Source organism: Microbacterium arborescens (assembly GCF_030369635.1).
In the GTDB taxonomy this organism is placed as follows: domain Bacteria; phylum Actinomycetota; class Actinomycetes; order Actinomycetales; family Microbacteriaceae; genus Microbacterium.
The window spans coordinates 2,543,668-2,559,529 of the sequence record NZ_CP128474.1 but is presented as its reverse complement, the minus strand read 5'-3'; the positions used below and the strand labels follow the sequence as shown (position 1 = coordinate 2,559,529).

General features: G+C 64.9%; 13 protein-coding genes. 8 read left to right on the top strand and 5 right to left on the bottom strand.

Going from position 1 to position 15,862, the window contains the following annotated elements; all coding sequences use genetic code 11:
• Positions 1-2 precede the first annotated feature (2 nt).
• Positions 3-1,001 (bottom strand): dTDP-glucose 4,6-dehydratase, encoded by a 999-nt coding sequence (gene rfbB / locus QUC20_RS12155; RefSeq protein WP_289330042.1) that lies wholly within the window; start codon positions 999-1,001, stop codon positions 3-5.
• A 65-nt stretch (positions 1,002-1,066) separates the two neighbouring features.
• Here rfbB and rfbA point away from each other — a divergent pair, with 65 nt between their 5' ends.
• From rfbA to QUC20_RS12130, 5 genes are all read left to right on the top strand, one after another.
• On the top strand, positions 1,067-1,948 hold the full coding sequence (gene rfbA, locus QUC20_RS12150; protein WP_289330041.1) for a glucose-1-phosphate thymidylyltransferase RfbA: 882 nt from the start codon (positions 1,067-1,069) through the stop codon (positions 1,946-1,948).
• Between the two features lie 140 nt (positions 1,949-2,088).
• Positions 2,089-3,822, top strand: coding sequence for a rhamnan synthesis F family protein (locus QUC20_RS12145; RefSeq protein WP_353105705.1), 1,734 nt, complete (start codon positions 2,089-2,091; stop codon positions 3,820-3,822).
• The gene (locus QUC20_RS12140; protein WP_289330039.1) at positions 3,819-5,741 is read left to right on the top strand and encodes a rhamnan synthesis F family protein; all 1,923 of its coding nucleotides are present in this window, start codon (positions 3,819-3,821) and stop codon (positions 5,739-5,741) included. Before QUC20_RS12145 ends, QUC20_RS12140 begins: the two co-directional genes overlap by 4 nt.
• Before the next feature lie 57 nt (positions 5,742-5,798).
• Positions 5,799-6,683: an ABC transporter permease gene (locus QUC20_RS12135; RefSeq protein ID WP_289330038.1), complete on the top strand. Its 885-nt coding sequence runs from the start codon at positions 5,799-5,801 to the stop codon at positions 6,681-6,683.
• Complete coding sequence (locus tag QUC20_RS12130) at positions 6,683-7,882, top strand: ABC transporter ATP-binding protein (protein ID WP_289330037.1); 1,200 nt, start codon at positions 6,683-6,685, stop codon at positions 7,880-7,882. The genes QUC20_RS12135 and QUC20_RS12130 overlap by 1 nt, the downstream gene beginning before the upstream one ends.
• Here the strand turns inward: QUC20_RS12130 and QUC20_RS12125 are convergent.
• On the bottom strand, positions 7,879-10,056 hold the full coding sequence (locus QUC20_RS12125) for a glycosyltransferase family protein (RefSeq protein ID WP_289330036.1): 2,178 nt from the start codon (positions 10,054-10,056) through the stop codon (positions 7,879-7,881). The genes QUC20_RS12130 and QUC20_RS12125 overlap by 4 nt on opposite strands.
• 25 nt (positions 10,057-10,081) lie before the next feature.
• Between QUC20_RS12125 and QUC20_RS12120 the strand changes: the two genes are divergently transcribed.
• The 3 genes from QUC20_RS12120 to QUC20_RS12110 all read left to right on the top strand — a co-directional run bounded on the left by QUC20_RS12120 (position 10,082) and on the right by QUC20_RS12110 (position 12,888).
• Positions 10,082-10,810 carry a glycosyltransferase family 2 protein gene (locus tag QUC20_RS12120; RefSeq protein ID WP_289330035.1) on the top strand — a complete coding sequence of 243 codons (729 nt, stop codon included), beginning with the start codon at positions 10,082-10,084 and terminating at the stop codon, positions 10,808-10,810.
• Entirely contained in the window at positions 10,807-11,202 is a 396-nt protein-coding gene (locus tag QUC20_RS12115) for a DUF2304 domain-containing protein (RefSeq protein WP_289330034.1), read from the top strand. The genes QUC20_RS12120 and QUC20_RS12115 overlap by 4 nt, the downstream gene beginning before the upstream one ends.
• 171 nt (positions 11,203-11,373) lie before the next feature.
• Complete coding sequence (locus tag QUC20_RS12110; RefSeq protein ID WP_289330033.1) at positions 11,374-12,888, top strand: DUF2142 domain-containing protein; 1,515 nt, start codon at positions 11,374-11,376, stop codon at positions 12,886-12,888.
• On the opposite strand, the gene QUC20_RS12105 is transcribed toward QUC20_RS12110, so the two are convergent.
• From QUC20_RS12105 to QUC20_RS12095, 3 genes are read right to left on the bottom strand one after another with little or no spacing between them, the layout of a single operon-like run.
• Positions 12,861-13,802 carry a UDP-glucuronic acid decarboxylase family protein gene (locus tag QUC20_RS12105; RefSeq protein WP_289330032.1) on the bottom strand — a complete coding sequence of 314 codons (942 nt, stop codon included), beginning with the start codon at positions 13,800-13,802 and terminating at the stop codon, positions 12,861-12,863. The genes QUC20_RS12110 and QUC20_RS12105 overlap by 28 nt on opposite strands.
• 32 nt (positions 13,803-13,834) lie before the next feature.
• Entirely contained in the window at positions 13,835-14,716 is an 882-nt protein-coding gene (locus QUC20_RS12100; RefSeq protein ID WP_289330031.1) for a glycosyltransferase family 2 protein, read from the bottom strand.
• Positions 14,717-14,767: 51 nt separating this feature from the next.
• A complete protein-coding gene (locus tag QUC20_RS12095) occupies positions 14,768-15,832 on the bottom strand; it encodes a glycosyltransferase family 4 protein (protein WP_289330030.1) in 1,065 nt (354 codons plus the stop codon).
• Positions 15,833-15,862 lie beyond the last annotated feature (30 nt).

Genomic DNA, 15,862 nt, shown 5'->3' with positions numbered 1-15,862 from the left:
GGTCACTGTCCCTTCGAGGCGTAGAAGGCTTCGACGCCGTCTTTCGCGGGCGCCCACCAGTCCTCGTTGTCGCGGTACCAATCGATGGTGGCCTTCAGGCCGGCTTCGAAGTCCTCGTAGCGGGGCGTCCAGCCGAGCTCGGTGCGGAGCTTCGTGGAGTCGATCGCGTAGCGCATGTCGTGACCGGGGCGGTCGGTGACGTGGTCGTACGCGTCGGTCGGGTTGCCGGTGAGGGCGAGGATCAGCTCGACGACGGTCTTGTTGTCCTTCTCGCCGTCGGCGCCGATGAGATACGTCTCGCCGATGACACCCTTATCGAGGATGGTGAGGACGGCGGAGGAGTGGTCGTCGGCATGGATCCAGTCGCGGACGTTCTCGCCCGTGCCATAGAGCTTGGGGCGGATGCCGCGGAGGACGTTGGTGATCTGGCGCGGGATGAACTTCTCGACGTGCTGGTACGGCCCGTAGTTGTTCGAACAGTTGCTGATGGTCGCCTTCACCCCGAACGATCGCACCCAGGCGCGTACGAGCAGGTCGGAGCCGGCCTTCGTGCTGCTGTAGGGAGAGGACGGGTTGTACGGGGTGTTCTCGGTGAACCGTGCCGGGTCGTCGAGCTCGAGGTCGCCGTACACCTCGTCGGTGGAGATGTGGTGGAACCGCTTGTCATGCTTCCGCGCGGCCTCAAGCAGCGTGTAGGTGCCGATGATGTTCGTGTCGAGGAACGGCCGCGGGTCGTGCAGAGAGTTGTCGTTGTGCGACTCGGCCGCGTAGTGCACGACCGCGTCGACCTGGCCGAACAGCTCATCCACGAGGGCTGCGTCGGCGATGTCGCCCTGCACCAGGCGCACCCGGTCGTCGGGCAGGCCCGCAAGAGATGCGGCGTTGCCCGCATAGGTGAGCTTGTCGAGCACGATCACCGTGTGGTCGGTGTGGTCGATGACGTGGTGAACGAAATTCGAACCGATGAACCCGGCGCCGCCGGTCACAAGAAGCGTGGACACACCGTCCAGGCTAGTAGCCGAGTTCGTAGTTTGGTGCGGCGGACGGCGTAGGGGAAACTTGTCCCATGCGCGGCATCATTTTGGCTGGTGGTACGGGATCACGTCTGCATCCGATCACCCAGGGGGTCTCGAAGCAGCTCGTTCCGGTCTATGACAAGCCGATGATCTACTACCCGCTGTCGACGCTCATCCTCGCCGGGATCCGAGACATCCTGATCATCACCACCCCCGACGATGCGCCGCAGTTTGCCCGTTTGCTGGGGGACGGCTCGGCCTTCGGTGTGTCCATCACCTACGCCCAGCAACCGCGACCCGACGGACTGGCGCAGGCCTTCGTCCTCGGCGCGGACCACATCGGCGGTGACTCCGTCGCGCTCGTCCTGGGCGACAACATCTTCTACGGCCAGGGGATGGGCACCCGCCTTCGTCAATACAACGACGTTCGAGGAGGCGTGGTGTTCGGCTACTGGGTCGATGATCCTTCGGCTTACGGTGTCGTCGAGTTCGACGACACCGGTCGAGCGATCTCCCTCGAGGAGAAGCCGAGTTCGCCACGAAGCAACTACGCGGTGCCCGGCCTGTACTTCTACGACAACGACGTGGTGAGCATCGCTCGCGACCTCCGCCCGTCAGCGCGAGGAGAGCTGGAGATCACTGACGTGAACCGGACCTATCTTGAGGCCGGGCGTCTCACCGTCGAGATTCTCCCGCGAGGGACGGCCTGGCTCGATACCGGCACGTTCGATTCACTCAGCGAGGCCACCGAGTTCATCCGTACCGTCGAGAAGCGGCAGGGGCTCTCGATCGGTTGTCCCGAGGAAGTCGCATGGCGGATGGGGTTCCTCTCGGACGATGAACTGCGTGAACGTGCATCGAAGCTCGCGAAGAGCGGCTACGGCGCGTACCTTCTGAAAGCGCTTGCACAGGGAGCAGGTGCGGCGCATTGAGTCGCGCTACTGTCCCGGCCGCCTTTCCGGTCGGAGGGCGGCGCGGCGTCGTCTACAGCGTTGCGGCTCGGCGGGGGCGGATCTCGGAAGCGGCGATCTACGCGATCGAGCGACTCCGCCGCGAGGTCGACGAGGTTCTCGTGGTCACTGGACCACTCGAGGACGATACGCGAGTTCGCGTGCAAGCCATCGCGCACGAGGTCGTGGAAGAGAACGGCGTTGTTGCGGGCTTGTGGGGTGCGCGGCTCGGGCTCTCTCGCTGGAGCCGTCGCGTCGACGAGTTCGACGAACTCATCCTCACAGGCGACCGGTGGTTCGGTCCGGTGAACGATCTGCGGCCGGTTTTCGAACGCATGGACCGGCGCGCCGTCGACGTGTGGTCGATCACCGATCGTCGCGACCCGCGGCGATTCGACCGTTCGGAAGGGCGGGACGGCGTCCCGGAGTTGAGCTCGTACTGGCTTGCCGTTCGACGTCGCGCTCTCGACTCGTCGGCATGGCGCACTTTCTGGAAGACCCTGCCCGCGATGCCCGAGAGCCGTCATGACGCCCGACGGATCGAGTCAGGCCTGGCGCGCCTCCTTACGAAAGCAGGGTTTCGCGGGGACGCCGCATTCCCGAGCGAGGACTATCCTGCCGAACATCCCGAGATGTTCAACGCCGAACTGTTGATCGCCGACGGCTGCCCCGCTGTCGTGCGCGATGTCTTCGACGGGTATCCACTCTTCTTCGACCAGCACGCCATCATCGGACGACGTATCGCTGCGGCGATGGCTGATCACGGCTATCCCGTGCGGTTGCTCTGGCAGGACCTGGCTCGCACGATGCCCCCGAAGTCGCTTCACACGCAAGCGGCGATGATGGAGATCCTGCCGAGCGTCGGCCCGGACGTCGAGCGCGCCGACCTCGCTGTCGTGGGCGTCGTGCAGGTCGTCGAGACCGAAGAGTTGCCTGACGTCCTCGCGCATCTCGCATCGGTGCCCGGAATGCGTCGTGTCGTGTGCACCGCTCCTGACGATGCGGTGGCGCGCGCGATCACCGAGGCGTCGCTGGCTATCGGATTGGGCGGGGTGGATGTGACTGTCGTCCCAGCGCCGGGCCGCGTGTTCGACGACGTGTCTGTCGTATTCGACGTATGCCGGGAGTACGTGTTCGCCGGCGATGCTGACATCGTCATCGCGCTTCACACTGGTACTCGCCCTGAAAACTCGATGAACGCGCGGCGCTACCTCCGCAAACAGCAGATCGACTGCCTCCTGGCCGGACCGGGCTACGTGCAGAACATGCTCGATCTGTTCCGCCGAGAGCCGGGTTTGGGGATGGTCTTCCCCCCCACCCCGCACATCGGCGTGTCGAGTCTCGGAGCAGGATGGCTCGGTCTTCGCGAGGAAGCGCATCATCTACTCAGCGATATGGGCGTCGATGTCCCTCTCGACTGGGCATCACCGCACGCGCCGCTCGGTGGGATGTGGGTCGGGCGACCCGAGGCGCTGCAGCGCCTCGCGGGTCGTCCGTGGGCACCGGGACAGAGCGGTAGCGATTTGCATCGCAGAATACTGACGTACGTCGCTGCGGAGGAGGGTTATCACACGCGCACCGTGGCCACGCCCGAACACGCAGGGCTCAGCCACGGGTCGTTGGAGTACACCGCTGACTTCATGGCCATGACCTCCTATGGGTATCCGGCGGGATACACCTCGATGCTCCACCGTGCTGGCGATGTCGGAACCGGCCGCGGGCGCGATTTCGCGCGCATGTATCTCCGGTATCGAGCGCCCCGGCTTCTGACCGTGTCTCGTCTCGTGGCACGGATGTTGCGCCCGGCGCGGCCAGTCCTGCGGGCGATCCGACAAACGCTGAGGAGGAACCAGTGACGGAAGTGGCCGAATCGCCCGGCGTGCCGAGACGATTCCTCGAGAGCGATCGACGCGCGGTCGTGTACGTGATTTACGACAAACGCGGTCGCGTCGACGACTTCGTCCTCCACGCATTGCGTGGTCTCCGTGAGCATGCGCATCACATCGTCGCTGTCGTCAACGGCGAGTTGCGCTCGGATGCTCGGCGGTCGCTCGAGACTCTCGTCGATGAGGTGTTGCAACGCGAGAACACAGGGCTGGACATCTGGGGTCAGAAGGCGGGACTCGACCTGCTCGGGGACAGGCTCGCCGAGTTCGATGAGGTCGTGCTGACCAACGACACCTGGTTCGGGCCAGTGCGTCCGTTCTCTCCCATCTTCCAGCGCATGAATGCTGCCGAACTCGATTTCTGGGGTCTGACCGATCACCCGCGCGTAGAGATCGAAGCGTCTTGGACGGGGGAGGTGATCCCCTACCATCTCCAGTCCTTCTGGATCGCCGTGCGGCGCCGCATGTTCACCTCCGACGCGTGGCGCGACTACTGGCGGGACCTACCCCTGCTCGACGATTGGCGACAGGCCGTCACTCGGCACGAAGTGACCTTCACTGAGCACTTCGCCTCGCGCGGTTTCACTCATGACGTCGGCTTCCCATACGCGGACTACGACACCGAGAATCCCTCGATCTTCAATGCGGATGCGATGCTTGACGCGGGCTGCCCGGTGGTGAAGCGTAAGCCGTTCTTCTTCTGGCCGATCACCATGGATCACAACGCCTCGATCGGGCGCTGGACGCTCGAAAAGGTCGAGTCTTACGGATATCCGCGGGAGCTGATCCTGCCGAATCTCGCCCGGAACTCGCCGCCTCGAGATTTGGCCACCGATATCGGGGCATTGGAGATCCTGTCGGATCAGCCTGCGCTGTACGACGCGTCTTCTCCGCTGCGCCTGGTCGTCGTGGCTCACATCTACTACGTGGACATGGCGCGCGACATGCTGCGGCGCGCTGACATGATGCCGGGCCCGTACGATCTTGTCGTCACCACTCCAGATGCGGGCCGCGCTGATGCGATCGCCGCTGTCGTCGCCGACTCTCCACGGGAGGGCCGTCGTGTCGACATCCGCGTTCTTCCGTCGAACAACGGCCGTGACCAGAGCGCGTTCCTCATCGCGTGCCGCGATGTCATCATGGACGACCGGTACGACGTGCTGGTGAAGATTCACACCAAGCGAACCCCGCAACAGGGGTATGCCGTCGGTCAACACTTTGCCTCGCAGCAGCTTGACAACCTTCTTCCCAACGCAGGCTACGCGGCGAATCTCGTCGGCCTGTTCCAACGCGAACCGACGTTGGGTCTGGTCTACCCGCCGATGATCCACATCGGTCACGGCACTCTCGGTCATGCATGGTGGGGAAACCGAGACAATTTCGTCAAGGTCGCCGACCAGCTGGGCATGCAGGTCCCGCTGGACGACGGCTCGCCGTTAGCGCCGTTCGGTTCGATGTACGCCGCGCGCCCTATCGCGTTGCGGAGGCTGGCCGAGCACGCGTGGCGCTACGAGGACTTCGGAGGTAAGAACGCGTATCGAGATGGCGGTTTGGCGCACGTGCTGGAGCGCATGCCGTCCTACGTGGCCGCCGAGGACGGGTACCACACGCGCCACGCGCTGACGGCCGAGTACGCCTCCCTCAGCCACACCTCGCTCGAGTTCAAGGTCGATGAGATGGCGGCGACGATCCCCGGCTCACTGCGCGACAAGGTGATCTTCCTCCACCGCGCAGGATGGATGGGAACCGGCCGTCTCAGTGACTTCGTGGCGATGTACCGGCGATTCAACGGTCGCGATCGTCATCCCGACACGGGGGAGCTCCGCCGCTTCGACCGCGCACTCCGCTGGCTGAGTGATCGTGCGATTCACTCAGGCGAGGACGCGTAGAATCTGAAGCTCCCGAAGGGCGAAGGCAGTTTGGACACATCGGCTAGATTCGCGCGCTTGAGCGCGCTCCCATTTGCCACCATCACGGCGAACGGCATGACCGTCGCAGGCCGAGGCGGGAAGATCCGCGAGGTGCTCGCGCGCCGAGATCTCCTGTTCCTCCTCGTGCGCCGCGACTTGCAAGTCCGCTACCGCGACAGCGTCCTCGGGTTCCTGTGGACCGTCATACGCCCTCTCATCCAGTTCCTGATGTACTTCATCGTGCTGGGACAGTTCCTGCGCGCTGCCGAGGGCATCCCGAACTTCGCGATCTACCTGTTCGCGGGCCTGACGCTCTACATGTTCTTCAACGACACAGTCTCCGGCGCGACGGGGTCCATCCTCGCGAACGGGGGCCTGGTCAAGAAGATCTACCTTCCGCGCGAGATCTTCCCGCTGGCCAGCGTGGGGGGAGCGGGATTCATGTTCTTCGTGCAGCTCGCGGTTCTGCTCATCGCGGCGGTTCTGTTCCGCGCGCTGCCCGCGCCGGTCGAAATGCTCTGGTTCTTCCCGTCGTTCGCGCTCGTGCTCCTATATGCCACCGCCGTGGGGCTGCTCCTCTCGGCGATCAATGTCTACCTGCGCGACATTCAGTACCTCACCGAGGTTGTGCTGATGTTGGCCATGTGGGCGTCTCCGATCGTGTACTCATGGCGCATGGTGAGTGACGTCATCAGTCGATTCTCTCTTCCGACCTGGACAATAGAGCTCTACCTCGCGAATCCGCTGACGATCGCGATTCTTGGTTTCCATAAGGCGTTCTGGGGTGCGGGAGCACCGTCCGACTACCCCGCGAACCTCGACCTCAGGATGCTCATCGCGGGCGCCGTGGGAGCGGTGCTCCTTCTCGTCGCCCACCGGGTCTTCACCCGCCTGCAGGGCAACTTCGCCCAGGAGATCTGATGCACGGCACCAACACCTCACCTGTTGTCGTCCGCGTGGACGGCGTGCGCAAGCGTTTCCGAGTCCGACGCGACAACAACCTGAAGGATCGCATCGTCCACCTCGGGCGGCAAGGGAAACAGCATCGTGAAGATTTCGTTGCCGTCAAAGACGTGACATTCGAGATCGAAGCAGGGACAACCGTGGCGCTGATGGGCGCCAACGGGTCGGGGAAGAGCACTCTTCTCAAGCTGATCGGCGGTATCGTGTCGCCCTCGAGTGGATCGGTCCAGACGCGCGGTCGTATGGCAGCCCTCCTGGAACTCGGCGCGGGTTTTCATCCAGATCTAAGCGGACGGGAGAACATCTACCTGAACGCTTCCATCCTGGGGCTCAGCCGGTCGGAGATCGACGACCGGTTCGACGACATTGTCGACTTCAGTGGCATCGGCGATTTCATCGAGACGGCCGTGAAATTCTACTCGTCGGGCATGTATGTCCGTCTCGCCTTCTCGGTCGCCATCCACACGGACCCGGACATCCTCTTGGTGGACGAAGTCCTCGCGGTTGGCGATGAGGCGTTCCAGCGCAAGTGCATGGACCGCATCGCACGGTTCCGGGCTGAGGGCTGCACGATCATCCTGGTGAGCCATTCTGCACAGCAGGTTGCGGAGCTCTGTGACCGTGGCATCGTGCTGCGAAACGGCGCCGTGGTTCATGACGGTGATGTGGACGAAGCGATAGGTGTCCTTCGAGACGTGCTGGAGAGACGTGACGACGCCACCGCTGCGGAGTCCGCGGAGTCTGCGCCGATCACGGTGTCAAGCGTCGAGGTCCTCGACGTCAGCGGTTCCCGTCGTCGAGCTTTCAGCTCGGCCGAGACCATCACCGTGAGACTCGAACTCGAGGCTCGACAGGTCATCGAGGTCTGGGCGGCCGGTTTCAGCGTGAACACGCCCTTGGGACACATGGTGTTCGCGTCGAACACCGATCTTCTGCGCTCCGAACTGCCTACGCTGTCCGGGGCGGTGACGGTGGACTTCCGGGTGGAGGCTCTGCATCTCGGATCGGGCACGTACCACGTGCACGGAAACGCGGTGGCGCCTGATGAGGGAGGAATCCACGGGATTGCACACGGGGCGACGTTCACCGTCGAGACGGATCGTCTGAACCTCGGCACGACGACGGCGGACGTAACGGTCGCCGTACGGACTCATTAGCGAAGCTCGATCGCCGTTCGGAGCAACGTGCGCGCGCGAGCATCGAAAGAATGATCCGCGCGCACCCCGGATGAGATCTCGCGAAGTCTCTCCTCCGAGGGGAACAGCGCGTCGAGGTCGCCCCGAAGCAATGAGATCAGTTCGGTGACGGAGTCGTAGGTCACGACAGCTCCGCCGAACAGGTCCTCGATGCCTGCGACGCTGTCGCTGACCGCCCGCCCTCCGGCGGCGACGACGTCGAAGAGACGGTTCGACACGAAACCGTGGCGCTGCATCGCGGGCCAATGGTCGTTCATCACTGCGCGGGCGCTCTCATAGATGGGCGGCAGCGCGGAGTTCGGAACGCCTGTCGCCACAATGGACGTAGCCGGGATGTAACCGCGCCAATCGGGACCGTAGACATCGATGGGGATGCCGGCGCGGATCGGTTCTACGACGGACGGGCGAGCGATACCGCGCGCAGTACCGATGAAAACGAGACGGTCCGTTCGCGCCTGACCGGTCGGACGGAATCGGCGGGTGTCCGTGCACTGGAGCAAGGGTGTCACGGGAATGCCGAAGCGCGTTTCGGCGCTCTCCGCCCAGAGGGTCGACGCAGCGAACGCCCTGTCGAAGCTTGACAGTTCCTCGTCGTCGATCTGATCGGGATGACTGATGACCCATATGAGGGACAATGCCCCGCGCTGGCCGCGGAAGGGCTCGGGACCGCGAAGGGCGAGGACCACGTCATCGAGATGCGATGTCGATCGTGCGCGCGCGTCGTACGCGTCGATAACAACTTCTTGGCCGAGCCGACGGAGCGCCTTCGCGAGACCTCTGGCGAAGTGGGTGTCTCCCCACGACTCGCCAGGCTTTCCCGGGGGAGCAGCTATCTTGATGGCCCATCGAAGACTCGGAACGATTTCCCCGTCCTCGGTGATAGCCGTTCGGGACGGTCGGGAGAGCTCGGGCTGACCGGCCGCGCCAGCCTCAACGCGGAACCCCAGCGATGCGACGATCTCGGCAAGCTTCGCATCGCCGTTCGCAGAACCCGAATCGACAGGTTCGGTGTGGGTGGTGGGTGCGCGGACGATGACATCCGTGAGTGTGCGACCACCCGCGGTGCGTGGAACCGCTGGCGTGGCGTACGTTTCGCCCGCGATGCCGGCGACGTTCACCACCGGCCCCAGGGCTCGGGCATCCTCGGCGGGGTGGTGCCGAAGCAGGTGGTGCAAGCGTCCTCCGTGCGCGACGAGGCCGGCTGACGCAACCGTGCCGTCCCACCCGAGCCAGAGCGGTGCGACGGGACCGATTGCGGCCTCGCGGGCGAGGGTAGCCAGGGCGTCTGAATCGATCTCGGCATGCGGCCCGCGGACGACCACGATGGTGGCGCCGGACTGCGCGATGCTTTCCGCGAGGCCTGGACTGTCGAGCACAACCTGCGTCCGTGGCAGCCACAGAGCGAGGATGCAGGACGCTATTCGTGCTTCGTCGCTGGCCGAGCTCAGGGCGATGACGGTTGAGACATCAGGGTTCTCCGCGAGTTTCGCCGCCTCGACGAGTGGACGCGCAGGGATGCCTTCGTCGGCCGACAGGCGGCAGATGTGCACGATGTGCGCTTCGGCGGCTGCGGGCTCATCACTCGGCGACGTGCGCGCCGCGGCGAGCACGTCGCTCCACGCGACGCGGCGTCGCGACGCCGAGGACGTGCCGAGCACGACGGAGGCCTCAGCACGTGCTGTACGCCAGAAATGCCCCAGAGGGCCACCGGGCACCTGTGCAGAGGAAGGGTGTTCCGCCAGGTACGTGGGGGCGTCCCAGTTGACGCTCACCGCCACCGAGTGTGGATCGTTGATGAGGTAGGCATAAAGAGCGGGGACGCGACCCGCGTCCGGCAGCTGCGATGCGACGAGGCGTTCCATGAAAAGCGGATTCAGGGACATCCCGTCACGGAAGCCGGTGCGAACGTATCGGCGGACCGCCTTGCGGACCGAGGCAGGGCCACCTTGGCTCACGACGAAGTCGATGTCGACGACATCGGCGCGACGAATGGTGCGCGCCCACCAGACGCGGTCCAGCGCTTCCGTGATCGGTCGTACTCCGGGTGTGCGACGCAGGCTCCGCCACACGGCTCGAGCGTGTCTCAGCATCGTCTGATTATATGAAGTCGCTTCGGCATCGTCGGAGGCCGACATCACTGCACGGTAGAGTTGAGGCGCCATGTCGGACCTGAGTGAACGCGTACTTGTCATCGTTCCTGCGTGGAACGAGGAACGAAACGTCGGTCACACGGTTCGGGAAATCCTCGCCGTCGACAACGCCTACGACGTGGTGGTGGTTGACGACGGCTCGACCGATTCGACCGCGGCGGAGGCGAGGGCGGCTGGAGCTCGCGTGCTCCAGCTTCCCTTCAATCTCGGCGTCGGCGGAGCCATGCGAACCGGCTTCACCTTCGCACAGCGTCACGGTTACACCCGGGCCATCCAGGTGGACGCCGACGGACAGCACAACCCCGAGAACATCGCCACGGTTCTCGACGGGCTCAACGCCGCCGACATCGCGATCGGGGCGCGCTTTGCGGAGGTCGGGAACTACACTGTGCGCGGACCTCGGCGATGGGCGATGCTCTTCCTCGCCTTCGTCGTCTCGCGAGTCGCGCATGTGAAACTCACAGACGTCACCAGTGGTTTCCGCGCGGCGAATCAGCGAGCCATTGCACAGTACGTTCGCTACTACCCCGCCGAGTATCTGGGGGACACCCTCGACTCCCTCGTCGAAGCTGTTCACTCCGGTCTACGTGTTGTCCAGGTTCCCGTCGCGATGCGGCCGCGCATGCACGGAAAACCGAGCCAAGGTTTCGTCGGGTCGACCGTGTACCTCATCAGGTCAGTGTTCGCGATTTCGCTCGCGCTCATGCGCGGCGCGCTGCGAAGGAGGCCCCGCGCATGATCGTTCCGATCGGCATCGCGTTCGCCGTCGTCATACTCGCCATCATCGTGACGATGCTCATGCGTCGCCACCTGCGTGAGAAGTATGCCGTCATGTGGCTCGTGATCGGAGCGGCGATGCTCGTCCTCGCCGTTTTCCCGGATCTGCTCGGTGCACTCGCCGGGGTCCTCGGGGTGATCGTTCCGTCGAATCTCCTCTTCGCGCTCGCCGTCGCGCTCCTCATCGGGGTCACCTTGCACCTCTCCTGGGAGCTATCGCGCGCTGAGGAAGAAATTCGTCGCGTCGCCGAGGAGGTCGCGATCCTCCGCGCGGACCTCGACTCACTCTCCGAGGCCGTACGAGAATCGCGGAACGGCGACCACTTACATGGGTTCGAAGAGAGCTCAGGCTGACCTGAGATGAGTTTTGTCGATTGGGGCGACAGCTCGGACGTCGTCGAGACGTGTTCGAGCTTCCGCCATCGCATCCGCGAAGCCTGGTCGACCGTCGAGATCGAGTAAACGCCGCCAGATCCGGAAGCACCCCGCTTCTTCGTGTCTGACCATCGAATGAGGAGCCTCTTTATGCGCGCTCGAGCCGCAAGCCGCGTCGGACTGCCGGTAGTCATCGTCGTATCCGTCCTTATCGCGCTCCTGAGCTGGGCGGTCTCCTCGCCGCCGGGATCCAGCCCGGACGACGACTATCACATGGCCAGCATCTGGTGCGCTAGCGGCGACCAAGCTCTCTGCGCTCCCGGGTCCGACCCCAGCGTGCGAATCCTCCCGGAGCCTGTGCTTCGCGCAGCTGACTGCTTCGCGTTCGATGGAAACAAGTCGGGCGCTTGCTCTTTCGATGAGAACGCCACGGGTTCCAGTGCACGGGGCAACTGGAACGGGGGAGCCTACCCTCCGGTCTACTACGCGGTCATGGGCATCTTCGCGGGCGATGATCTGTCGCTGTCGATTGTGGCTATCCGCCTGGCGAACATCGTGCTTTACCTACTCACTATGACCCTCCTGTTCTTCCTCCTTCCGCGTCGAGGTCGCGTGGCGCTGGTGTGGGGTGCCGCTATCACCGCCGTTCCGCTCGGCGTTTTTCTCATCGCGAGCGTAAATCCGAGCGCCTGGTCGGTAATCTCCGCCTCCGGCCTCGTGTTCGCCGCCTGGGGATTCTTCGACCAGCGCGGGATTCGGAAGGCGCTTCTGGGGGCGATGGCGGTCGTTCTGCTCTTCATCGGAGCCGGTGCGCGAAGTGATTCTGCCGTCTACGGCGGACTGGCGCTTGTCGCTGCGAGCGTGCTCGCCTTCCGTCGAGATTCCCGGTATCTGCGAGATCTCTCGCTTCCCGCAGCCTTGCTGATCGCCGCGGTGGTCTTCTTCTTCAGTGGAGGCCAGAGTGCCATCGTGGGAGGGGATACAGCTGTCGACAATTCGACGTACAGCTTCTCCGAACTTCTCTTCATCAACGTGAAGGCGCTACCACAGCTCCTCTCAGGCGGTTTGGGTACGTGGGGCCTCGGATGGCTAGACACCTACATGCCGGGGCTTGTCTGGGTGACGACGATGTTCATCCTGGCCGGTGTGATTTTTTGGTGCCTGCGCTACGGGACATGGCGCAAGTGGCTCGCGTTGTCAGGTGTCACCGCAGCAATGATCCTCGTCCCGCTCTACATCCTCATGCATGATGGCGTGGTCGTCGGGAACGGTGTCCAACCGCGATACGTCTACCCGATCATCGTCATGTTCGCGGGAATCGTCGTCTTCGGGACGAGCCGCGGGGCGCTAGGACTGAACCGACTGCAGCTCGTCCTGGGTGGTGTCGGACTTGCTGTCGCGCATAGTGTGGCGCTGCATGTCAACATCCGTCGATACGTGACGGGCGTCGACCTCGCTGGCATCAACCTCGATAGAGATGTCGAGTGGTGGTGGAATACACCGATCTCGCCCATGGGAATCTGGGTCTGGGGATCTCTCGCGTTCGCCGTAGCACTCGGCGCGTTGATATGGGCGGCCGCGCATAGCAACGATGAGACCCCTCGGGTCGAAGGCGATCTCGCTGTGCCGGAAGTCGCTCAGTCGTCGAGGACGCCGCGGAAGTAGTCGATCGTCCGCTCGAGGCCGGCGGTGAGCGCGACCGACGGCTTCCAGCCGAGCTCGCGCTGCGCGATGTCGATGTTGGGCTGCCGCTGCTTCGGGTCGTCCTGCGGCAGCGGGCGATGCTCGATCTCGGAGGTGCTCCCCGTGATGCGCAGAACCTCGTTCGCGAGTTCGAGCATCGTGAACTCGCCCGGGTTGCCGACGTTGATCGGACCGGTGACCCCGTGATCGGTGTTCATCAGGCGCACCATGCCGTCGACCAGGTCGTCGACGTAGCAGAACGACCGCGTCTGCGATCCGTCACCGTAGATCGTGATGGGCTCGCCGCGGAGGGCCTGAACGATGAAGTTCGACACGACCCGGCCGTCGTTCGGGTGCATCCGCGGTCCGTACGTGTTGAAGATGCGGATGACCTTGATCGATAGGTCGTGCTGACGTCGGTAGTCGAAGAAGAGCGTCTCGGCGGCGCGCTTGCCCTCGTCGTAGCAGGAGCGCGGGCCGATCGGATTGACGTTGCCCCAGTAGTCCTCGGTCTGCGGGTGGATCGCGGGGTCGCCGTAGACCTCCGAGGTCGATGCCTGGAGGATGGGCACCCGCAGGCGCTTCGCGAGACCGAGCATGTTGATGGCACCCATGACGCTCGTCTTCGTCGTCTGCACCGGGTCGTGCTGGTAGTGCACCGGCGACGCAGGGCACGCGAGGTTGTAGATCTTGTCGACCTCGAGATACAGCGGGAAGGTGACGTCGTGGCGGATCACCTCGAAGCGCGGGTTGTCGAAGAGGTGCTCGACGTTGCGGCGGGATCCGGTGAAGAAGTTGTCGACGCAGATGACCTCATCGCCCTCGGCGAGAAGACGCTCGGACAGGTGGGACCCGATGAACCCGGCTCCGCCGGTGATCAAAACTCTCGATGACACTTCCGAAGCCTATCAGCGCGGCATCCTGCGGCTCAGCGTACGGCCGAGACCATCCGCGCCTGCCCGAAGGTGCGGCCGAGCTGGCCCTCGAGGCGTCCGACGAACATCGGCCAGCCGTCGCCGATCGTGATGGGTGCTGGGTTGCGCAACCCGTACAGCAGCCCAGCACCCGTGAAGGCGAACCGCCACCACAGCGGGTAACGGTGTACCCCGAGAACGCGGGCGGTGCCGCGACCGTACGCCCGGAGCTTGCGGCGTCGCTCGGCGACGGTCAGTCCGAAGCCGGTCGAGATGCCGTCGACATGGACGTCCGCGGGGAGCCAGCGGAAATCGCGCGTCAGGCGCGGCTCGTGCGCGAGCGCTCGCAGGAGGAGGTCGGTGCCCTCGGCGACCTGCCACGGTGTGGCGGCCCCCGGGCCGAGTCGCTCGTCGAAGCCGCCGATGGCGTCGAAGAGCGACCGGCGCATGAGGATGCCCATCTCGATCACGGCCCAGACGTTGAACCGATCGAGGGGCGTGCCGGGCGAGGGGAGCGTGGTCTTGGGCCCGCGCTCGTCCCAGGACGTGAAGCCGCCGGCGATGAAGTCGTCTGCATCGACGGCCGTGTGCAGGGCGTCGACCGTCCCCGCCGGGTAGATCGTGTTGTCGTTCGGGAACGTCACGACGCGTTCGCCTGCGGGAAGCGCCGCAACGCCGGTGTTCCTGCCAAGCGACGCCCCGCGGGCCGAAGTAGTGGACGTCACAGCCATCCCGCGCTCCGCGTAGTCGGCGACGAGCGCTGCGACCTCGTCTTGTTCGCCCTGAGCGACGATGGCGACAGCGTCACCGTCGCGCAGTTGCGGCTCGAGGGAGTCGAGCAGGGTGCGGAGCGGGCCGAGGCGGCCCAGGGTCGTCACGACGAAACCGAGGTTCACGCTTCCGATTGTCCCCTGTCGACGGTGCCGATGCGCAATCCCGGGGCGGGCTCAGCGACGGGACGCGTCCAGCAGAGCGTTCCACGCGGTCGTCGTGGCCGCCCAGGTGAAGCGTTCCGCGTTGCGTCGGCTGCGCGCGCGCAGGTCTGCCCGACGAGCGGGGTCTCGCACGAGCTCCATCATCAGCGCGCCGAGGGCGGCGGGCTCGGCGGCGGGGAAGTAGAGCGCCGAGTCCCGCAGGATCTCGCGGTTGATGGGGATGTCGGAGGCGAGGACGGGTGCTCCGTAGCTCTGCGCCTCGAGAGGCGGCAGTCCGAAGCCTTCGTGGAAGGACGGCCAGACGAACCCGTCCGCGTCGGCGAAGACGCCGGCGAGTTCGGAGTCGGAGACCGGGCCGCGCCACCGGATGCGTCGCGGCGGGACGCCCTTCTCCGCGGCATAGGGCTCGAGATCGGGATCGAGGCGACCGACGAACTCGACGACGATCGGTGCGTCGTCGTCGACATGGCGCAGCGCGTCGATGACGGCTCGGGTGTTCTTGGCCGCGCCGTGGCGTCCGAAGGCGACGAAGCGGATCTCGGTGTCGTCGGCGGGCGGTCGTCCCGCATCCGGCGATCCGAGGCTGTCAGCGCCCTCGTAGACCACATCGATCGTGTCGGGTGACACCCGGAACTGTTCGGCGATCTCACGCTGGGACGCATGGCTCACCGTCACGAGCCGTTGGCCTCGGCGGAGCATCCCGAATCGCACGGCGAGGTGCCACTGCACGCGGAAGAGGAAGGTGAAGTCCTGCGGGCGGATCGTCGGGGCGATGTCGTGGAGCACCGTGAACTGGTTCCGGTACGCCACGGGAGCGATGTTCGCCAGGTTCAGCAGGACGGGGGAACCGTGCTTCCGGAGCCAGCGGGGGAGTTCGACCTGTTCCCAGAGCGGTCCGGCCGAGCGCCCCACCGTCTCGACGCGAACGCCGTGGATGCCCGAAGCATCGGCTGAGGCGGGGACGAGGAGGACGACATCGTCGCGGGATGCGGCGAGGTGCTCGGTGAGCTCGGTGGCGAAGCGGCGCACGCCGCCGAAGGAGTCGATGAGGAAGCGGCCGTTGATGGCGATGGTCATCGTGCGGTCCTTTCGGATGAGGCCGCTCGA